Genomic DNA, 18,462 nt, shown 5'->3' with positions numbered 1-18,462 from the left:
CGGATGGGTCGGTGTGGATAACTTCTGCGCCCGCCTGGCGGTTCTGGTCTGATGAAGCCATGAAAACCGCGCGCCCGCTGCCGGAAGACTTCCAGAAACGCCCCTTCACCGTTGCCGAAGCCGCTGCGGCCGGGGTGTCGGCCAAGCGGCTCCGCCATCGCTCCCTCACGGCGCTCGGCAAGGGGATCCGTTCCCCGGGCCCGACGCCGGGTCTTCCCCTGTGCGTGAAGGTGCGGCCCACCTCAACCGGCCGCATGTCATCGTCCACCGGATGAAGCTGTCCGAAGATGAGGTCACGGTTCTGGACGGAATACCCATCACCACCCCGGAGCGAACCTGGCTGGACCTGGCCGAAATGCTTACCATCGACGAACTCGTCGTGGCCGGCGACAGCTGCGTCCGGGTGCCCCGTACCGAGCTCGAGGGCAGGGACATGCCTTTATGCAGCCTCGCGGATCTACAGCGAATGATCGACCGGCACAAGGGAAAGCGAGGCATCCGCAAGGCGCGAGAGGCTTTAAAACTCATTCGGGTGGGCTCGGATTCGCCTCAGGAATCCTTGCTGCGGCTGGCCCTGGTCCGTGCGGGGCTTCCGGAGCCGGAGCTGAACGTGCCGATCGTTGATGACGCCGGGGCCAGGCACCACGAACCGGACCTGTCCTATCGGAAATACCGGGTCGGGATCGAGTACGAGGGAGAACAGCACGGGGACGAAGCCCAGGTGGTCCGGGACATTTCCCGTTCCGAGCGGTACGCGGCCCTCGGCTGGACCGAGGTGCGGATCTCTAAGCGCCACATGCACGATGATGCCAAAGCCGCCGTGGCCAAGGTCCGGACCGCACTCATCCAGGCCGGCTGGCGCCCCGCCCCTTAAGCAACGACTGCTCCGTAACCGCCGTTCTGAGGGTTCAAAAGGGCGGCTACGGAGCAATCGATGAGGTGGGCCGGTCGGGGTCAGCCGAAGTACTTCGGCAGGGTAGCCTCGTGGGCCTCGCGGAGCGCGCCCAGGCTCATCGTGTCCACGCCGTTGATTTCCAGCTTTCCGCTCTCCGCATCCACGACGCCGATCCGGACGTGGGCGAAGCCGCGGGCGGTGCACATGTCCTTGAACCGGATCTCCTCCGAGCGCGGCACGGCCACGATGGCGCGGGCCTGGGACTCGGAGAACAGCGCGGTGAACAGGTCTACGCCGTCGCGGTCCAGGACGTCCTGCAGTGCGATCCGGGCGCCGACGCCGTAGCGTAGCGCGGACTCCACGAGGGCTGCCGCGAGGCCGCCTTCGGAGAGGTCGTGCGCGGAATCCACCATGCCGTCGCGCGAGGCGTTGATCAGGATTTCACCCAACTCACGCTCGGCGGCGAGGTCCACCTTCGGCGGAAGTCCGCCCAGGTGCCCGCGCAGCTTGGACCACTCCGACCCGTCGAGTTCCGCCGCGGTCCTGCCGAGCAGGTAGATGGCCTGGCCGTCCTCGCGCCAGCCCGAAGGGGTGCGGCGGGCGACGTCGTCCAGCTTGCCCAGCACGGCGACCACGGGGGAGGGGTGGATCGGCACGCTGCCGGTCTGGTTGTAGAGCGAGACGTTGCCGCCGGTGACCGGGATGCCCAGCACCATGCAGGCGTCCGACAGGCCGCGGATGGACTCGGCGAGCTGCCACATGACGTCCGGATCCTCGGGGGAACCGAAGTTCAGGCAGTCGCTGACGGCCATCGGCACGGCGCCGGAGGTGGCCACATTGCGATAGGCCTCGGCCAGGGCCAGTTGCGCGCCGTGGTACGGATCGAGGTAGGTGTAGCGGCCGTTGGCGTCCGTGGCCAGGGCCACGCCGAGTCCTGTTTCCTCATCCACCCGGACCACGCCGGCGTCGTCCGGGAACGCCATCGCGGTGTTGCCGCCGACGTAGCGGTCGTACTGGTTGGTGATCCAGGCCTTGCTGCACATATTCGGCGACGCCACGAGCTCGGTGACCGCGGCGGCCAGCTCCGTCGGGGCGGAGGGGCGGCCCGCGTCCTGGACCGACCCGGTGAAGGAATCGGCCTGCACCGAGTCCTGCCATTCGGGGCGCTTGTAAGGGCGGTCGTAGACCGGGCCGTCGTGGGCCACGGTGCGGGGGTCGACGTCGACAATCACGTCGCCGCCCCAGGTGATGATCAGGCGGCCGGTATCGGTGACTTCGCCCAGCCAGGAGTACTCCACGGCCCACTTCTCCATGACGGCCTCGAATGCGGCGACGTTCTCCGGGGTGACCACGGCCATCATGCGTTCCTGCGACTCGGACATCAGGATCTCGCCCGGCGTCAGCGTCGGGTCGCGCAGCAGGACCGAGGTCAACTCAACCTGCATGCCGCCGTCGCCGTTGGAAGCCAGCTCGGACGTGGCGCAGGAAATGCCCGCGGCGCCGAGGTCCTGGATGCCCTCGACCAGGGAGCCCTTGAACAGTTCAAGGCAGCACTCGATCAGGACCTTCTCGGCGAACGGGTCGCCTACCTGGACGGCGGGCCGCTTGGAGGGCTTGCTGTCATCGAAGGACTCCGAGGCCAGCACAGACGCGCCGCCGATCCCGTCGCCGCCGGTGCGGGCGCCGAAAAGAACCACCTTGTTGCCCTTGCCGGACGCGTTGGCGAGGCGGATGTCCTCGTGCCGCATGACGCCGACGGCGAGGGCGTTGACCAGGGGGTTGCCCTGGTAGACGGAGTCGAAGACCATTTCGCCGCCGATGTTCGGCAGGCCCAGCGAATTGCCGTAGCCGCCGATGCCGGCCACCGCGCCGTGCATGACGCGGGCGGTGTCCGGGTGGTCGATGGCGCCGAAACGCAGCGGATCCATCACTGCCACCGGCCGGGCGCCCATCGAGATGATGTCGCGGACAATGCCGCCGATGCCGGTCGCGGCGCCCTGGTAGGGCTCCACGTACGACGGCGAGTTGTGCGACTCGATCTTGAACGTCACGGCCCAGCCGTCGCCCAGGTTCGTGACGCCGGCGTTCTCGCCGATGCCCACGAGCATGTCCTTCTTCATCTCCTCGGTCACCTTTTCGCCGAACTGGCGCAGGTGGTTCTTGGAGGACTTGTAGGAGCAGTGCTCGCTCCACATCACGGAGTACATGGCGAGCTCGGCACCGGTGGGGCGGCGGCCCAGGACCTTGACGACCTCGTCGAACTCGTTCTGCTTCAGGCCCAGCTCGGCCCACGGGAGTTCGGTGTCCGGTGTCTTGGCCGCGTTCTCGACCGTGTCGATGTTGAACTTCTTGGCGGTCTCCGCGGGCGCCGCCACTGCGGGTGTCTCCGTCATTTGTTGTCTCCCACGATCTTGTTCAGGACAGAGGTGAAGAAGCCGAGGCCCTCGGTGCCGGAGCCCTCCTCCGGGCCGAAACCGGACTCGACGGCATGCTCGGGGTGCGGCATAAGGCCCACCACGTTGCCGGCGGCGTTGGAAATGCCGGCGATGTCGCGGCGGGAGCCGTTCGGGTTCCAGCCGACGTAGCGGAACACCACGCGGCCCTCAGCCTCCAGGGCGTCGAGCGTCTTCTCGTCGGCGATGTACTGGCCGTCCTGGTTCTTCAGCGGAACAGTGATTTCCTGGCCTGCGGCGTAGTCACCGGTCCAGGCCGTGGTGTTGTTCTCCACGCGGAGGACCTGGTCGCGGCACATGAACTTCAGGTGGTCGTTCTTGATCATGGACCCCGGCAACAGGTGCGACTCGGTCAGGATCTGGAAACCGTTGCAGATGCCGAGCACGGGCAGCCTGGCATCCGAATTGGCGGCGTCGATGACCTGCGCCATCAACGGCGCGAAGCGCGAGATGGCGCCGGCTCGGAGGTAGTCGCCATACGAGAAACCGCCGGGAATCACGACGGCGTCGACGTCCCCCAGGGTGGTGTCGGCGTGCCAGAGCGCCACCGGGGTGGCGCCGGCCAGGCGGACGGCCCGGACGGCGTCGCGGTCATCAAGGGTGCCGGGGAAGGTGACGACGCCGATCCGCGCACCCGCGAGCTTGCGAGCATCAGGAGCGTCTGCGGCCACGGTGGCGGCCCCGCCGATCAGGGGGAGTTCAGTCATCTCAGGCCTCGACGACCTCGACGTTGACGACGTCCTCGATGACCGGGTTGGAGAGCAGGGTTTCCGCGGCATTGCGGGCCTGGGCCAGGATCTCCTCCGTCACCTCGCCGTCGACGGTCAGTTCGAACCGCTTGCCCTGGCGGACAGAGCTGAACGCGGTAAAGCCCAGGCGGGGCAATGCACCCACGATGGCCTTCCCCTGCGGGTCGAGAATCTCGGGCTTGGGCATGACGTCGACAACGATCCGGGGCATCCGGCAACTCCTGTGCGTGAGCATTGGGTAAGGGCGCAGCGGAGCGATGCCGTCTCACGCCGTTCCGCTATGTGATGAGGACAACGGTGTTTTTGGACAATATGAACGGGCGCTCCGCGAGCTTGCACCCCTATTCTACCGGGCGCCGTGCACCTCGGCGCATTCGTGAAGCCGGGGTCCGGGGCAGTCGGTGACTATGGTCTCCGCGGAGTGCGCTCAGTAGGATGGGTGAATGGCTGAGAAATCGAAATCCGTGCTGATTCCCGTGGTTGCTGCCGCCGTCTTCGCCGGCCTCGGCCGGATGGTGCTGCAGAAGATCAAGGCGGACAGGGCGGCCAGGTCGAGCAACGTGGCCGCACCCCTTGACGACAAGACCCGCGCCTGGATCAGCGAGGTTGTCCGCACGCCCCGGCAGTAGCCGGCCGCCGGTCGAGAGCGTCTAAAACCCCGCAGTAGTTACTCCTTCTGCCGGGACGGCCCCGCCGTCCCGGCGTCGCCCTGTCCATGGACAGCTGTCCCTTGTCGAGCGGTGTGACAACTTTCGATTATTGGCTGTGTCCTATGTCATATTTAGCTATCAGTCTGTACTGTATGACTCGGCTGGTATCCGCCGGTGCGCGAGACTCGACTCCTGTTCCCGCACCCGTTCCTGCCGACTTACCCGGCACTGGCGCCGGGACCGTTCCTTCTGAAAGGTTCAAATCACTCGTGAAATCACCAGGAAAGAGCTTCCTTCGAAGCGGGGGACTACGGAGGGCCGCGGCACTGACCCTGGGCTTGCCGGTTCTCCTCTCTACAGCGGCCATAGCGCCCGCCACCGCGTCGCCGGCGCAGGGAGCCACGGTAGCCGGAATCGCACAGAGAAATCTGGATCCCGCCAGCTACCCGGACGGTCGCTACATCGTCCTCCTCGCTGAACAGCCGGCGGCTACCTACGACGGCTCCACGGCCGGGATGCCGGCCACTAAGCCCTCGAAGGGCAAGAAACTCGACGCCAACAGGGGCGAGGTCAAGAATTATCGGGCCCACCTGGAGCAAAAGCAGGCAGAGGTCGCCGGAAAGCAGAACGTCCCGATCCGGCGCCAGTTCTCGGCGGCGGTCAACGGCTTCAGCGCCACGCTCACCACGGACCAGGCCATCAAGCTCGCGAAGGACCCCAGCGTCCTGACGGTCGCCCCCGACACGGAAAACGCTCCGGACTACTCCAGCACCGACTTCCTGAAGCTCAGCGGCGCCAACGGCGCCTGGAACACCAAGTTCGGCGGCCAGGATGCGGCCGGCAAGGGCGTCGTCGTCGGCGTCATCGACACCGGCTACACCCCGGACAGCGCGTTCTTCGCCGGCGACGAAGTCAAGCCGCTGGTGGGCCGTCCCGTCGTCGGCGTCCCCTACCGCACCGCGGACGGGAAGATCGCCATGCTCAAGGCCGACGGCGACACCTTCACCGGCGAGTGCCAGAAGGGCGAGGGTTTCGACGGCTCTGCCTGCAACTCCAAGGTCCTCTCCGCACACTACTTCGCCGATGACTTCCTGAAGTTCGTCCCGCCGGACGAGCGAGCCGACCAGATCTCCCCCGTCGACGTCGCCAGCCACGGCACCCACACGGCGAGCACAGCGGCCGGCAACGCCAACGTCGAGACGATCGTTGACGGCCGGAGCTTCGGCCTGACCAGCGGCATCGCGCCGGCAGCGAAGCTCTCCGTGTACAAAGTGTGTTGGGAAGACACCGACCCCAACACCGGCGGCTGCTACAGCTCTTCCTCGGTTGCCGCTGTCGACCAGGCCATCACGGACGGCGTGGACGTCCTGAACTACTCGATCTCCGGATCCGCGACGTCCGTGATCGACCCGGTCTCGGTGGCGTTCCTGAACGCGGCTTCTACCGGCATCTTCGTCGCCGCCTCCGCCGGCAACTCCGGCCCCACCGCCAGCACGGTGAACCACGGCGCGCCCTGGGTCACCACCGTCGCGGCCACCAGCTTCTCGCAGGAGCTGCAGGGCACCATCGAGTTCGCCGACGGCAGCAAGTTCCGCGGCGCGAGCATCATGAACCGCGAGGTTAAGAACGCCGGGGCCGTGCTGGCAGCGAACGCGGCCGCCGCGAACCCGCCGTCGACCCCCGCATTGTGCGGGCCCGGCACCCTTGACCCGGCGAAGATCGCCGGCAAGGTCGTGGTGTGCGACCGCGGCGTTGTAGACCGCGTCGCCAAGAGCACCGAAGTGGCCCGCGGCGGCGGCGTCGGCATGATCCTGGTGAACCTGAGCAACTCCTCGCTGGACACGGACCAGCATGCGGTACCGACGGTGCACGTGAACCCGCCCGCCACCGAGGCCATCAAGGCCAAGCTCACCAAGGACCCGGGAATGACGGTCTCCCTGGTCAACAAGGACACCACCGGACTGCCGCTGGAGGCACAGCCGCAGATGGCAGGCTTCTCCTCCCGCGGGCCGCTGCTGGCCACCGACTCGGACCTGCTGAAGCCCGACGTCGCTGCTCCCGGCGTAGCTGTGCTCGCCGGAGTGTCGCCGCTTGGCTCGGACGGGGCCAAGTTCGGTTTCATGTCGGGCACGTCCATGGCCGCTCCGCATGTTGCCGGCTTCGGGGCGCTGCTCCTGGGCAAGAACCCGGACTGGTCCCCGGCTGCGGTGAAATCCGCCATGATGACGACCGCGTCCGAGGTCAAACTCGCTGACGGCTCTAAAGACACCGACGTCCACGCGACCGGCGCGGGTGAGGTCGATCCGGCCCGCATGGTGGATCCGGGCCTGGTCTACGACGCTGGCAGCGAGGATTACCTGAAGTTCATCCAAGGCACCGGTGTCGATCTCGGCCTGCCGTCCAGCACCAAGCCGCGGGACATGAATGTTCCCTCGTTCGCACTGGGCAACCTCACCGGCAAGATCGAGGTCACCCGAACGGTGACCGCCCTGACCCCTGGTGTTTACAAGGTCAAGGCCAACGTCCCGGGCATCAAGGTCAGCGTGTCCCCGGCCGCCCTGAACTTCAAGGATGCGGGCGAACAGCGTACCTTCAAAGTCACCTTCGAAAACCAGGGCGCGGCGTTGGGCAAGTTCGCCATGGGCTCGCTGAGCTGGGAAGGTGCCGGCAAGACCGTTACCTCGCCGATCTCGGTCCGCCCGCAGTCGGTCGTTGCCGCCAGCGATGTCGCCTTCAGCACGGACAAGGCCGCCGGCTCCGGCGACATCAAGGTGGTTTCGGGCACGGATGCACCGATCCAGATGACTCTTGACGGGCTCTCCAAGGCAGATTCGACCACCGTGGAGCTCGTCCCCGGCGTCTTCACCGGCACGAGTGATGCGTCCAACTATGTCAAGACCGTCCAGGTTCCGGTAGGAAGCCCGCTGGCAAAGTTCTCGGTCCTCTCCACGGACCCGAAGGCCGACTTCGATATGTACGTTATGACACCCAACGGTCCCCTCACGGTGGCCACGTCGTCGGCCAGCGAATCGGTTTCCATCCCGAACCCGGCCGCCGGCACGTACACGATCTACGCCAACCTCTACGCCAGCCCGAACGGACAGGCTACGAAGGCGTCGGTGGACGCCGCGGTGCTCGTCGCCAATGTTGGCAACGCGTCCCTCTCACCGAACCCGCTGAAGCTGGCTAACGGCAAGGCCGGCCAGGTCACCCTTAACTGGAAGGGCCTCCAGGTGGGCTCGTACATCGGCCGGGTGACCTTTGCCGGCGCGAGCTCGCCGACCTTCGTCAGCGTGATCGTGACCCCGGCCGGCACGGTCGTCGTGCCGCCGACGTCCGAGGATCAAGACAGCAACGACGGTCCCGGCGACAGCGGCGACTCGGGACACCACGGCAACCAGGACAAGGACAAGGACAAGAAGGAAAAGGGCAAGAAGGTGAAGAAGGAGAAGGGCAAGATCCAGAACGGGGACCTGGCTCAGGCTCCGAACAACGCCATCTAGGCACAACCCTTCCTTACAACGGCAATGACCGGCGGCTTGTACCCGCCGGTCATTGCCGTTTATGCACCGCGCCTCAGACGGCGCCCGTGGATCCGGCGGTGCCGCCCAGCAGAGGCGCCATGGCCCGCCAGCGTGCTATTTCGCAGCCGTCGGTGCGGTTGAATTCGCTGTGGACTTCGCGGCCCAGATAGCGCCCGGTGACCACGGCAACCTGTGGTCCGCCGTACTGCTGGGTGCACAGCTTCGGCGGTCCGGGCTGCGGGAAGAAGACCTCCTCGCCGTGTAGCCGGAGGGCCTGCAGCGCCGCGGCAGGGTCCGGCAGGGTGGAACCGGCGGACGTGCCGCCGTCGGCGACCAGACGGAAGCTGTACTCCGGGGCGCCGGGCGCCTCGGTCAGCCGGATGGAGAGGTCGACGTCGTGCAAGCTGTTCGTTCCGGTCGGGTCAGTCATGGCGTCCTTCCTGGGGGGTGTCGGCGCCGGCGGCCGCCAGCAGCGGGCTGAGTTCGCGGAGCAGCCGCTGGCGCAGGTCCTGTGCGGCGGCCGCGAAGGCCCGCTGCTGCTCCACGTATTCAGCCTTCCCGTCCGGCGTCTCGATCCGGATGGGCGGGTAGCCCCACTCGCTCAGCTCGTAGGGGGAGGCGCGCATATCCATGGCACGGATCCGCCAAGACAGCTCGAAGCAGTCCATGACCAGCTCGCCGGGCAGCACGGGTGAGAGCTTGTAGGCCCACTTATAGAGGTCCATGTTCGCGTGCAGGCAGCCTGGCTGTTCCATGGTCCGCTGGTTCTCGCGGCTTGGCCGCAGGCTGTTCAGTGGCGCCGCATCCGGGGTGTAGAAGCGGAACGCGTCGAAATGCGAGCACCGGATCCGGTTCTCCTCCACCACCCGGTCGGTTCGCTCCGAACCGAGCCGTAGCTTCAGGTACTCATGCCGCAGTTCGAATTTGTCCTGCCGGTAGACCATCGCCCATTCGTGCAGCCCGAAGCAGCCAAACTGTGCGGGCCGGCTCCGGGTCCCCGCGAGGATGACGCCGGCGAACTGCACGGCGTCGCGGCGCTCGCTGAGGAATCGTTCGACGTCGACGGTCACGGCGTCCGTGCCTGGTGCCAGTCCCGCGGCGGCGAGTTCGGCGGCGTCGGGTACACGGTAGTACTTCCAGCCGGCGCGCGCCGTAGCTGCCGGTCCGGAGAGCACGACGCCGGCGCCAGGGTGCCAGCGCAGCAGCTGGCCGGGCTTTTGCGTGTAGTAGGTGAAGAGGAAATCCTCCACCGGGTGCTTACGGCCGGTTGACCGGCGCGCGAGGTAGGGATCAGCGTAGGCCCGGACGCGCTGCTGGTGGGCGGCTTCGCGCTGGAGCCAGTCGCTCTGCGTGAGGTGCTGCAGTTTAGACAGCCCCGCCCGTTGATCCCAGGACATCCTTGGCGGCCTTCCACTGGGCGATTTCACAGCCGTCCCGCAAACTGAAATTGGCTTCGACGGCGCTGCCGTCCACGGAACCGGTCACGGTTGCCTCCGCCGGGCCGCCGTACTGCTGGGTGCACACCTTGTCCGTGGGCCGCGGGGCGGGGCTCAGGAGCGCGGCGTTGTCCTTCAGGGCGGTGCAGGCCGCAGCGGCGGTGGGGTGCTGGCTTTCCGCCGCCGGAATCCCCTTCTGGCAGACCAGCGTGTAGTTGGCGGCCTGCCCGCTGGCGGAGGGCTTGACCATGATGGCCAGCTCGGCGTTGCCCTGGCCGGGGCCGGCAGTGGGGGCCGCGGCCGACGGTGACGGTGCCGGGGCGGTGGATTCGGCGTCCGCCGACGGCGTACCCGAGGCCGGGGCGCTGGCCGAGACTGAGCCTTGGCTTGACCCGGTCGTGGCGCCTTGGCCGGACCCGCCGGGTGAGCAGGCGGTCAGGCCGGCCGCCGCCAGCAGGACAAGCATGGCGGGAATCAGGGTCTTGCGCATTGGCGGTTCTCCTCGGTTCACCTAATTCTAGCGCCGCGGGGCGGGCCTGGCGCGGGGCAGGACCCTCGGCCGGGCCTAGCTGGCCGGGCTGGCCGCTCCGTTGTCTGCTGATCGGGTGGCTGCGATGAGTCGCATCATGGAGGTATGCAGTTCTGCGACCTCCTCGCGGTCCAGGCCCAGCCGGGCCAACATAGTGCCGGGCACCGCTGTAGCCTTCTGCCGCAGCGCCGCGCCGCTGGCGGTCAGGCGCACGGCGAGGCTGCGCTCGTCGCCTTCGGCCCGCTGCCTGGTGATGTGGCCCGCCACTTCGAGCCGCCGCAGCAGTGGCGAAATTGTGGCGGGCTCCTGGGCGAGGGCATCGCTGATATCGCGGACGGAGCGGGGACTCGATTCCCACAGGCACAGCATCACCAGATATTGCGGGTGGGTGAGGCCGAGCGCGTCCAGGACCGGCTTGTAGGCCCCCACCACGCTGCGGGATGCGACGGTCAGGGCGAAACAGAGTTGACGCTCCAGCAGGAGATCCTCGTCCACGGAGGCGGTTCCGGCGGGGTCGGGCATCGGGCCCTCCTCAAAATAGTTAGTGCACTAATGATTAGCGTACACTGGCAGCATGTCAGCTTCGAAGGAGTAGGTAGCGATGGAGAAGGAAAACGCCGCCCAGCGGTTCATGCGTGCGACCGGGAAACTACGGGCAATCATCGGCCCTGCCAACCGCAGCTCGCTCGGCCATGAGATGACGGAGCAGAACCGCCAGTTGCTGGCCCAGCGGGAGGCGGAGGCCCAGCAGTGGGCGACCCTGCACCGGCCGGACGGCAGTACCTACGTGGTTCCGCGCAACCCCGAGGACAAGTCCTTGCGCTAGGCCGACCACTCCGGCTCCGGCTCCGGCCTGCCGCACGACACTGCCGTCGCCCGTGCCTTTTGCCGCCGTCGGGCGTAAAATGAGGGCACTGGCGCCACCTGCGCCGCAGCTTTTCCGCTTTGCCTGTCAACGGGAAGGGGGTGGAAATGTGGCATACGCACTGAGGATGGCTGCACTGAGGCAGCACCTGCGCCCCTCGTCTTGGGTATGGTTCCTGTTTGGCCCTGCCTCGCGGGGGGACTACGACTCGCCGGTCCTGCACTCGCACGATGATTATGAGCAAGCCTCGGAGACCGATCTCGCTGGATTCGAAGTTGAGTCCGACTCCCAGGGACACCATTACGCCGTCCGTCGGGAAGACCTCCCCAAGGAACAGGTCTGACCCGCCCGGAAGCGGAACCTAAAAAGGGAGCGGCGACTGCCGCTCCCTTTTCGTGGCACTTGCGGGGCGGGTGGGGTCCGCGGGCCCGATCGTTAGCGGCCGGTGCCGCCGTAGACCGTTGCCTCGTCGTCGCCGTCCAGGTCGAACGCCTTGTGAATGGCGCGCACGGCGTCGTCGAGCAGGTCGGCGTGCGTCACCACGGAGATGCGGATTTCCGAGGTGGAGATCATGTTGATGTTGATCCCGGCCTCGGAGAGCGCGGCGAAGAACCGTGCAGAGACGCCGGGGTGTGAGCGCATTCCGGCGCCGATCAGGGACAGCTTGCCGATCTTTTCGTTGTATTCGATGTTCTCGAAGCCGATTTCGGCATGGGCGGCTCGGAGGGCGTCGAGGGCGTCGGCTCCTTCGACGATCGGCAGGGTAAAGGAGATGTCCGTCCGGCCGGTGCCGTGGGTGGAGACGTTCTGGACGATCATGTCGATGTTGGAGTGCGCGTCGGCGATCACCTGGAAGATGGCCGCGGCCTTGCCGGGAATGTCCGGAACGCCGACCACAGTGACTTTGGCTTCGGAACGGTCGTGTGCAACGCCGGAGATGATTGGCTGCTCCAAGGCAACTCCCTCTTGAATCGTGATCTTGTCATCGGCGCTGGGCAGGACCCAGGTGCCTTCGTTCTGGCTGAATGAGGAGCGGACGTGCAGCGGCATCCCGAAACGGCGGGCGTATTCCACGCAGCGCAGGTGCAGGATCTTGGCGCCGGAGGCCGCGAGTTCCAGCATTTCCTCGCTGGAGATGCGGTCGATCTTCCGGGCGGAGGGGACCACTCGCGGGTCTGCGGTGTAGATCCCGTCGACGTCGGTGAAGATTTCGCAGACGTCGGCGTCGAGGGCCGCGGCCAGCGCCACCGCCGTGGTGTCCGACCCGCCCCGGCCCAGTGTGGTGATCTCGTGTGTAATGCGGCTCATGCCCTGGAAGCCCGCGACAATGGCGATATGTCCCTTGTCGAGGGCGGTGCGGATCCGGTGCGGGTCGACGTCGATGATCCGGGCCTTGCCGTGGATGCCGTCGGTAATCATCCCGGCCTGTGAGCCGGTGAAGGACTGCGCCGAGGCGCCGTACGTGTTGATGGCCATCGCGAGCAGCGCCATCGAGATGCGCTCCCCGGCGGAAAGGAGCATGTCCATTTCCCGGGCCGGGGCGGAGTCGGTCACCTGGGCGGCAAGGTCCAGGAGTTCGTCGGTGGTGTCGCCCATGGCGGAAACCACGACGACGACTTCGTCGCCCGCGTTGTGGGCGTCGACGACGCGTCGGGCGACGCGTTTGATGCCTTCCGCGTCCGACACGGAGGAACCGCCGAACTTCTTCACGACCAGGTGCTTGGTGGCGGCGGGAACCGCGGGCAGTTCCTGCGGCTTAGCGGCGGTGTGCACTTCGGTAGTGGGCGTACTCATGCGCGGACCTTCACTGGATCAGTCGGAGTTTGGAAGTCAGGAACGGCCTTGGCTTCTGGACGTTTAGCTTCAGGACGGCGTGACGTGTCAACCCAGTTTATCGCTGGCGGCTCTCCGGCGTTCAATTGTGACCCAATCTCAGCCGTTTGGCGGACTACCGCACGCTGGCCCGGTCCCGGGGCGCTTCCGGGGTTGCCTCGACAGAACATGCCCATCCTGCGCCCCGGCCGGCGGACATGCCCAGCTTGCACTGCGGCCAGCGGACATGCCCAACGGGGGCGTGGGACATGCCCGCTGCTGCGCTCGAAGGATGGGCATATGAGTACTGTGCCCATTGCCGGCCCTTCCCTCTGGACATGTCCGAACCCCACGCAATGGCTCAACTGGACAAAAACGGCCCGATTAAGCCTGCGGGAAGCGCTCCGTGGGTGGTGGGATCAGGTCAGCGCGTTGCGGCGGCCTTCGAAGGCCCGGCCAAGGGTGACTTCGTCGGCGTACTCAAGGTCGCCACCCACCGGCAGGCCGGAGGCGAGTCTCGTGACGGCGATGCCAATCGACTTGAGCATCCGCGCGAGGTAGGTGGCCGTGGCCTCGCCCTCGAGGTTAGGGTCGGTGGCGATGATGATTTCCTGGATGGCGCCGTCGTTGAGCCGGGTCAGCAGTTCACGGATCCGCAGCTGCTCCGGGCCGATCCCGGCAATGGGGTTAATGGCGCCGCCCAGTACGTGGTACCGGCCGCGGAAAGAGCGGGTGCGCTCCACGGCCAGTACGTCCTTGGATTCCTCCACGACGCAGATGACGGACGGGTCGCGGCGCGGGTCCCGGCAGATATTGCACAATTCCTGCTCGGTGACGTTGCCGCAGACGGTGCAGAACTTTACCCGCTCCTTGACAGTGGTAATAGCCTCGGCAAGGCGCTTCATGTCCTGCGGGTCGGCTTCCAGGATGTGGAAGGCAAGACGTTGGGCGGACTTGGGCCCGACGCCGGGAAGGCGTCCTAGCTCGTCGATCAGCTCCTGAACCGCACCTTCGTACACGTTTTCCTCGTTTGTTTGGGGGAGCGGCAACCGGTACGGCCGCCGGGAAGGCTAGAAGCGTGGTGCCAACGGGCTTCCGTCCAAGGAGCGCTCTTCGAGCAGCTTCCCGCCCAGGATACGCTCGACGGCGGCGCGGCCGAAGACGCCGGATTCCTCGATCGTTTCGTCGTCGGCGCTGGGTATGTCCTGTTCGTAGCTCGTCACGGCCACGGCGGAGCGCACGGGTGCCTTGGCGCGTCCGGCCTCCGCCTCGGGGCTGTTCGACAGTCGCTGGTAGAGGCTCTGGCGTCCTGGGCCTGAACTGGCGTCAACCGGGGCAGCGGTCACGGCCGGGGAGAACTCAAGCCCAGCGGCAGCAGGAACGAGCTGAGCCAAAGATGCGCGGGCGTCCACAGAATCGGCTTGTCCGGAAACAGATGCGGCCTGGAAGGCACCGACCGGTTCGGGAATCTGAGCAGCGGCCGGCTCGTAGTGCGGCGGCTCGGACTCGGGGCTGGGCTGAGCTGGCTCCGGTGGGGTGTGCCGGCCCACGTTCAATTCCGTGCCGACGTTCCAGACCCCGGGGGACTGTTCGACGGCGAGTGCCCACGGGTCCGCGGATGAGTCCGTGGCGGGCGTGGCCGAGGCGGGGGCGGCGGTGCTGGCTGCGCTGCTGACCGAACGCTTGCGTGCTGCAGTCCGCGTGGGTGCTGGTGCGGGCGCTGCTTCAGCGGCAGGCCGCACGGGTGCCGGGGCTGAAGGATCCCAGTCCATCGGCGGCTCCTCGTCCAGGGGCGGCGCATCTTCGTCCCTCGGCGGCCCCCAGTCGTCGTCCGGGTAGGAGAAGGAGCCGCTGGCATTGGTAACCTGGCCGCCGGCGGTCTCGGGGGATGCTCCGGTCCGCGGGCTGGCAACGGCCGGGGCGGCAAGGGACGGGGCGCCGGGCGATACGGGTGCCGCCGTGCCCACAGCCTCAGGAGCAGCCGTGCCAAGGTCGGGGCCGTCGGCGACACCGTTTCCGACACTGCTTCCAACTCCGTTTCCGGCCGCCGGCACGGATTCCGGTTCGGGCACGGCCGCCGGCACCAGACCCCAGGCGACATCCGCCGGGTTAGCCGGGGCTTCCCGGCTAGCGAGCGCTTTTGGGTCTGGCTCAGAGCTCGCTGGGCTGTTAGCGCCGCCGCCTACGGCGGTGATCTGGCAATCGATGCCGATGGTCGTGTGGATCGCCTGGCGCAGGTTCTCCGCGTGGTCCGCGCGGCCAAAGGCTCCGGCGAGTCCCGGCGTGGTGAAGGACAGGGTCAGGACCTGGCCCTCGAAGTGGCCCACCTGCGCGTTGGGTTCGACGAGCGCCCAGGTGCTGCGCTTAATTTTGGTCAGTGCCTGCAGGATTTCGGGCCAGGCGCGGCGCAGGACCTCGACGTCGGCTCCGGCGCCGGGAACCGGGGTCGATGCGGAAACGCTGGCAGTAGCGCGCTCCGCCGGTGCCGGCTCGGATGCTGCAGGCCGGATCGAGTCTGCCGGCGCGGCGGCCTGCGGGGCCTGCTCCGGGCGGACTGCCCGGGCCGCCGGTACCGGCTGTGCAGTGGGGTCGGCGGCCGGAGCAGCGTCTGGTTCAGTTCGGGAGGCGACTTTCGCGGCCGAGGGTTCCTCCGCCGGCCAGTCGCTGGTGCTGACCCGGGGCGGTGTGAGCGGGGGCCGATCCTGGCGCGGTTCTTGGGCGGAAGCTGCGGGTGCAGTGCTCGCCGGCGCAAGCTCAGTACCGGCGGACCCGGTCCGGTCCGCGGTGCCGGCCGGTCGGGTGGTTCCCGGGGCTGCGGCAGCTGACTGAGTCGCAGCTGGCTGAGCGGCCGCCGGCGCGGGGACAGCGGGCACGGGTGCCGCGGCGGGCGTTCCGACGTCGTTCCCGGCGTAATTCAGGCGCCGCTCCACCCGGTCGATGCGGGCGGCGATCCCGCGTTCGGTCTGCTCCGAGCTGGGCAACAAAATGCGGGCGCAGAGTAGTTCCAGGTGCAGCCGCGGCGACGTTGCACCGGTCATTTCGGTAAGCGCGGTGTTGGTGACATCCGCCGCGCGGGACAGTTCGGCGGCACCGAGGTTGTGTGCCTGATTGTGCATCCGCGCGATCTGGTCAGCGGGCATTCCGCGCAGGATCGACTGGGCACTCTCCGGCATGGCCTGCACGATGATCAGGTCCCGGAATCGTTCGAGCAGGTCTTCGACGAAGCGGCGGGGGTCGTGGCCGGTCTGAATGACGCGGTCCACTGCGCGGAACACGGTGGCCGCGTCGGAGGCGGCAACGGCCTCGACGACGTCGTCCAGCAGGGAAGCGTGCGTGTAACCGAGCAGGGCCACGGCCAGTTCGTAGTCCAGCCCGTTCGGGCCGGCGCCGGCCATGAGCTGGTCCAGCACGGAGAGCGAGTCGCGCACGGAGCCGCCGCCGGCGCGAATCACGAGCGAGAGCACGCCGGGCGCCACAGGCACATTCTCCTGCCGGCAGAGCAGCTCCAGATAGGCCATGAGAGGCTCCGGGGGTACCAGCCGGAAGGGGTAGTGGTGGGTGCGGGACCGGATGGTTCCGATCACTTTGTCCGGCTCAGTGGTGGCGAAGATGAACTTGATGTGTTCCGGCGGCTCTTCGACGATCTTAAGCAGCGCATTGAAGCCGGCCGAGGTGACCATATGGGCCTCGTCAATGATGAAAATCTTGTAGCGGTCACGTACCGGGGCGTATGTGGCGCGTTCGCGCAGGTCCCGGGCGTCGTCCACACCGCCGTGGCTGGCGGCGTCGATCTCGATCACATCCAGTGAGCCGGAACCACCGCGGGCGAGTTCAATGCAGCTGGGGCACTTGCCGCAGGGGGTGTCGGTTGGGCCCTCGGCGCAGTTCAGGCAGCGGGCCAGGATCCGGGCGGAGGTGGTTTTGCCGCAGCCGCGAGGACCCGAGAACAGGTAGGCATGGTTGACGCGGTTCTTCCGCAGAGCCGTCATGAGCGGCTCGGTGACGTGCTCCTGCCCGATAACATCCGCGAACGAATCGGGGCGGTATCTTCGGTAAAGGGCGGTAGTAACAGTCACAGCTAAACCCTACCAATCGGCACAGACAATAAAGACCCCCCATGCACCCGCCAGAGCCCATTTACCCTTGCTACCTTCCGGTCCTGGGGGAGTTCAACAGGATGACGCCACATGAGGGGCCGACGACTAGCTTACCCGACGATCGCGCGTGCCTCGAATCCGCCTGCCGGCGCGAAGGACATGCCCATTGATTGCGCCGTGGGGCGGGCATATGGGGGGTATGTCCAGGGTTCGGTCCGGGCGCGGAGCATGTCCCATGGCGGGGGTACGAAGGGCTCAATTGGGCGCAGCCGGGAAGTTCAGGTATTCTAGTATCTGCTTTTGATTCAGAAGCTACTGGAGAATTCGCCTAGCGGCCTATGGCGCACGCCTGGAACGCGTGTTGGGTTAACGCCCTCGGGGGTTCAAATCCCCCATTCTCCGCGGTTGGCCCCGGTCTCTTGGACCGGGGCCTTTTTGCGTCCGGGGTTAGAGTTTTGACCCATGGCACCGACCCGCCCGTGCCGCCGGACCCCTACCCGGGTACCCCAGGCGGCGGAGCCGTTGACGGGCAGCCTGCTCGCTTGGGCCGACCCTGCCGAGGGCAAGATGGACGACGCCGAGCGTGACTTTGGTTGCCAGTTTCACCGGCAGCGGCAAGGGGCCGAGCCGTGCTGTCTGCAGCCCCAGCAAATCCCGGTATTTAGGCTCGAGGCTGGCCACGGCCGCGGCGAACAGCACCCGGTATCCGGGCCTGAGGACCGGGTGCAGCGGGGGATCCCGGATGAAGGCCACGGTCTCGGCGACCTTGTCGCCCGAGCTGAGTTCGCCGTCGTCATACCAGCGGTCGAGTTGCCGGCGCATCTCCGCTTCGCTCAGTGGCGGCGACTCCACGCCCATCAGCGTTCCCGCCTGCGCCCATTCGCGCACGTACGCATCCGGGCCGCCCGGAATTGGCCGGCCCCAGAGCTTGTGCACGGACAGGAAGGCATCCGTGAAGGCGATATGCACCCAGCGGAGCAGCTCCGGGTCGTTCGCGGCGTAGGGCCGGAGTTCACCGTGCCCGTCGAGGTAGACCCCGTGCACCGACTCGTGCAGGCGCAAAACCCAGCCGGACGCGGCGCGGGCCGCGCCCGTCGATCCGTAGGTGACGGTGAAGATCCAGCGGATCGTCCCGGCGAGCCTGCCCAGGGGGTCTTCGCGGAACCGGGAATGGTCGTGGACGCCGGCCAGGGCGCCCGGGTGCAGCGCCTGCATGAGGAGCGCCCGGATCCCTGCAACGATGGTCGGCATACCCCCGTGCACGGCCCAGACGGCGGAACCGGGGCGGTGATAGCCCGCATCGTCGCCCTCCGCTAAGTGACCCACCCATTCTGGAACCGCATCCCGGGTTCCGGTGAAGGTCTGCTTGAGCTCGGACTGCCATTCCCTGAGGACATTGCGCATACTCCTATTGTTACCCGGCTTCTTACCCGGCGCAGGCGGGGGTCCTAC

At 67.2% G+C, this 18,462-nt stretch carries 17 protein-coding genes, 1 tRNA gene and 1 other RNA gene; 7 read left to right on the top strand and 12 right to left on the bottom strand.

Annotation, left to right across the window (positions count from 1 at the left end):
- Positions 1 to 59 precede the first annotated feature (59 nt).
- Together ABIB14_RS08505 and ABIB14_RS08500 are read left to right on the top strand one after the other, a co-directional pair.
- Positions 60 to 275 carry a hypothetical protein gene (locus ABIB14_RS08505; RefSeq protein ID WP_354235442.1) on the top strand — a complete coding sequence of 72 codons (216 nt, stop codon included), beginning with the start codon at positions 60 to 62 and terminating at the stop codon, positions 273 to 275.
- The gene (locus tag ABIB14_RS08500; protein WP_354235441.1) at positions 272 to 874 is read left to right on the top strand and encodes an endonuclease domain-containing protein; all 603 of its coding nucleotides are present in this window, start codon (positions 272 to 274) and stop codon (positions 872 to 874) included. Before ABIB14_RS08505 ends, ABIB14_RS08500 begins: the two co-directional genes overlap by 4 nt.
- A gap of 80 nt (positions 875 to 954) precedes the next feature.
- Here the strand turns inward: ABIB14_RS08500 and purL are convergent, their stop codons facing one another.
- Genes purL through purS form a run of 3 tightly spaced genes read right to left on the bottom strand, consistent with a single transcriptional unit; the run spans position 955 to position 4,308 of the window.
- Entirely contained in the window at positions 955 to 3,288 is a 2,334-nt protein-coding gene (gene purL, locus ABIB14_RS08495) for a phosphoribosylformylglycinamidine synthase subunit PurL (protein ID WP_354235440.1), read from the bottom strand.
- Positions 3,285 to 4,055, bottom strand: coding sequence for a phosphoribosylformylglycinamidine synthase subunit PurQ (gene purQ, locus ABIB14_RS08490; protein WP_354235439.1), 771 nt, complete (start codon positions 4,053 to 4,055; stop codon positions 3,285 to 3,287). The genes purL and purQ overlap by 4 nt, the downstream gene beginning before the upstream one ends.
- A gap of 1 nt (position 4,056) precedes the next feature.
- Entirely contained in the window at positions 4,057 to 4,308 is a 252-nt protein-coding gene (gene purS / locus ABIB14_RS08485) for a phosphoribosylformylglycinamidine synthase subunit PurS (RefSeq protein WP_011690410.1), read from the bottom strand.
- Positions 4,309 to 4,540: 232 nt separating this feature from the next.
- On the opposite strand from purS, the gene ABIB14_RS08480 reads away from it, so the two are divergent.
- Positions 4,541 to 4,726, top strand: coding sequence for a hypothetical protein (locus tag ABIB14_RS08480; protein ID WP_354235438.1), 186 nt, complete (start codon positions 4,541 to 4,543; stop codon positions 4,724 to 4,726).
- 290 nt (positions 4,727 to 5,016) lie between these two features.
- Complete coding sequence (locus ABIB14_RS08475; protein ID WP_502909636.1) at positions 5,017 to 8,250, top strand: S8 family serine peptidase; 3,234 nt, start codon at positions 5,017 to 5,019, stop codon at positions 8,248 to 8,250.
- A gap of 73 nt (positions 8,251 to 8,323) precedes the next feature.
- Here ABIB14_RS08475 and ABIB14_RS08470 read toward each other — a convergent pair whose 3' ends face one another.
- The 4 genes from ABIB14_RS08470 to ABIB14_RS08455 all read right to left on the bottom strand — a co-directional run bounded on the left by ABIB14_RS08470 (position 8,324) and on the right by ABIB14_RS08455 (position 10,758).
- Positions 8,324 to 8,701, bottom strand: a complete 378-nt coding sequence (locus tag ABIB14_RS08470) for a serine protease inhibitor (protein ID WP_354235436.1) — start codon at positions 8,699 to 8,701, stop codon at positions 8,324 to 8,326.
- On the bottom strand, positions 8,694 to 9,668 hold the full coding sequence (locus ABIB14_RS08465) for a 3-methyladenine DNA glycosylase (protein ID WP_354235435.1): 975 nt from the start codon (positions 9,666 to 9,668) through the stop codon (positions 8,694 to 8,696). Before ABIB14_RS08465 ends, ABIB14_RS08470 begins: the two co-directional genes overlap by 8 nt.
- Positions 9,637 to 10,197, bottom strand: coding sequence for an SSI family serine proteinase inhibitor (locus ABIB14_RS08460; RefSeq protein WP_354235434.1), 561 nt, complete (start codon positions 10,195 to 10,197; stop codon positions 9,637 to 9,639). The genes ABIB14_RS08465 and ABIB14_RS08460 overlap by 32 nt, the downstream gene beginning before the upstream one ends.
- A gap of 75 nt (positions 10,198 to 10,272) precedes the next feature.
- Positions 10,273 to 10,758: a MarR family winged helix-turn-helix transcriptional regulator gene (locus ABIB14_RS08455; RefSeq protein WP_354235433.1), complete on the bottom strand. Its 486-nt coding sequence runs from the start codon at positions 10,756 to 10,758 to the stop codon at positions 10,273 to 10,275.
- A gap of 79 nt (positions 10,759 to 10,837) precedes the next feature.
- Between ABIB14_RS08455 and ABIB14_RS08450 the strand changes: the two genes are divergently transcribed.
- A complete protein-coding gene (locus ABIB14_RS08450; RefSeq protein WP_354235432.1) occupies positions 10,838 to 11,062 on the top strand; it encodes a hypothetical protein in 225 nt (74 codons plus the stop codon).
- A 166-nt stretch (positions 11,063 to 11,228) separates the two neighbouring features.
- Positions 11,229 to 11,444: a hypothetical protein gene (locus tag ABIB14_RS08445; protein ID WP_354235431.1), complete on the top strand. Its 216-nt coding sequence runs from the start codon at positions 11,229 to 11,231 to the stop codon at positions 11,442 to 11,444.
- Positions 11,445 to 11,536: 92 nt separating this feature from the next.
- Here the strand turns inward: ABIB14_RS08445 and ABIB14_RS08440 are convergent, their stop codons facing one another.
- From ABIB14_RS08440 to ffs, 4 genes are all read right to left on the bottom strand, one after another.
- Positions 11,537 to 12,895, bottom strand: a complete 1,359-nt coding sequence (locus tag ABIB14_RS08440) for an aspartate kinase (protein WP_354235430.1) — start codon at positions 12,893 to 12,895, stop codon at positions 11,537 to 11,539.
- A gap of 437 nt (positions 12,896 to 13,332) precedes the next feature.
- Positions 13,333 to 13,932: a recombination mediator RecR gene (recR, locus tag ABIB14_RS08435; RefSeq protein ID WP_354235429.1), complete on the bottom strand. Its 600-nt coding sequence runs from the start codon at positions 13,930 to 13,932 to the stop codon at positions 13,333 to 13,335.
- Positions 13,933 to 13,983: 51 nt separating this feature from the next.
- On the bottom strand, positions 13,984 to 16,989 hold the full coding sequence (locus ABIB14_RS08430) for a DNA polymerase III subunit gamma and tau (RefSeq protein ID WP_354235428.1): 3,006 nt from the start codon (positions 16,987 to 16,989) through the stop codon (positions 13,984 to 13,986).
- Positions 16,990 to 17,016: 27 nt separating this feature from the next.
- Positions 17,017 to 17,113: signal recognition particle sRNA small type (ffs, locus tag ABIB14_RS08425), an RNA gene on the bottom strand.
- A 214-nt stretch (positions 17,114 to 17,327) separates the two neighbouring features.
- Here ffs and ABIB14_RS08420 point away from each other — a divergent pair.
- Positions 17,328 to 17,412 (top strand) — tRNA-Ser (locus ABIB14_RS08420).
- A gap of 45 nt (positions 17,413 to 17,457) precedes the next feature.
- Here the strand turns inward: ABIB14_RS08420 and ABIB14_RS08415 are convergent.
- A complete protein-coding gene (locus tag ABIB14_RS08415; RefSeq protein WP_354235427.1) occupies positions 17,458 to 18,414 on the bottom strand; it encodes an oxygenase MpaB family protein in 957 nt (318 codons plus the stop codon).
- Positions 18,415 to 18,462: the final 48 nt, after the last annotated feature.

Source organism: Arthrobacter sp. UYEF3, assembly GCF_040546245.1.
Taxonomy (GTDB): Bacteria; Actinomycetota; Actinomycetes; order Actinomycetales; family Micrococcaceae; genus Arthrobacter.
The sequence above is the reverse complement of the archived record's forward strand: the minus strand, read 5'-3'. Positions and strand labels throughout refer to the sequence as shown.

What these genes read in the sequence shown, in the direction of transcription:
- ABIB14_RS08480 (WP_354235438.1), top strand. Translation starts at nt 4,541, where the DNA reads ATGGCTGAGAAATCGAAATCCGTGCTGATTCCCGTGGTTGCTGCCGCC.
- ABIB14_RS08470 (WP_354235436.1), bottom strand. Translation starts at nt 8,701, where the DNA reads ATGACTGACCCGACCGGAACGAACAGCTTGCACGACGTCGACCTCTCC.
- purL (WP_354235440.1), bottom strand. Translation starts at nt 3,288, where the DNA reads ATGACGGAGACACCCGCAGTGGCGGCGCCCGCGGAGACCGCCAAGAAG.
- ABIB14_RS08450 (WP_354235432.1), top strand. Translation starts at nt 10,838, where the DNA reads ATGGAGAAGGAAAACGCCGCCCAGCGGTTCATGCGTGCGACCGGGAAA.
- ABIB14_RS08455 (WP_354235433.1), bottom strand. Translation starts at nt 10,758, where the DNA reads ATGCCCGACCCCGCCGGAACCGCCTCCGTGGACGAGGATCTCCTGCTG.
- purQ (WP_354235439.1), bottom strand. Translation starts at nt 4,055, where the DNA reads ATGACTGAACTCCCCCTGATCGGCGGGGCCGCCACCGTGGCCGCAGAC.
- ABIB14_RS08465 (WP_354235435.1), bottom strand. Translation starts at nt 9,668, where the DNA reads ATGTCCTGGGATCAACGGGCGGGGCTGTCTAAACTGCAGCACCTCACG.
- ABIB14_RS08500 (WP_354235441.1), top strand. Translation starts at nt 272, where the DNA reads ATGAAGCTGTCCGAAGATGAGGTCACGGTTCTGGACGGAATACCCATC.
- ABIB14_RS08445 (WP_354235431.1), top strand. Translation starts at nt 11,229, where the DNA reads ATGGCTGCACTGAGGCAGCACCTGCGCCCCTCGTCTTGGGTATGGTTC.
- ABIB14_RS08505 (WP_354235442.1), top strand. Translation starts at nt 60, where the DNA reads ATGAAAACCGCGCGCCCGCTGCCGGAAGACTTCCAGAAACGCCCCTTC.
- purS (WP_011690410.1), bottom strand. Translation starts at nt 4,308, where the DNA reads ATGCCCCGGATCGTTGTCGACGTCATGCCCAAGCCCGAGATTCTCGAC.
- ABIB14_RS08415 (WP_354235427.1), bottom strand. Translation starts at nt 18,414, where the DNA reads ATGCGCAATGTCCTCAGGGAATGGCAGTCCGAGCTCAAGCAGACCTTC.
- ABIB14_RS08440 (WP_354235430.1), bottom strand. Translation starts at nt 12,895, where the DNA reads ATGAGTACGCCCACTACCGAAGTGCACACCGCCGCTAAGCCGCAGGAA.
- ABIB14_RS08460 (WP_354235434.1), bottom strand. Translation starts at nt 10,197, where the DNA reads ATGCGCAAGACCCTGATTCCCGCCATGCTTGTCCTGCTGGCGGCGGCC.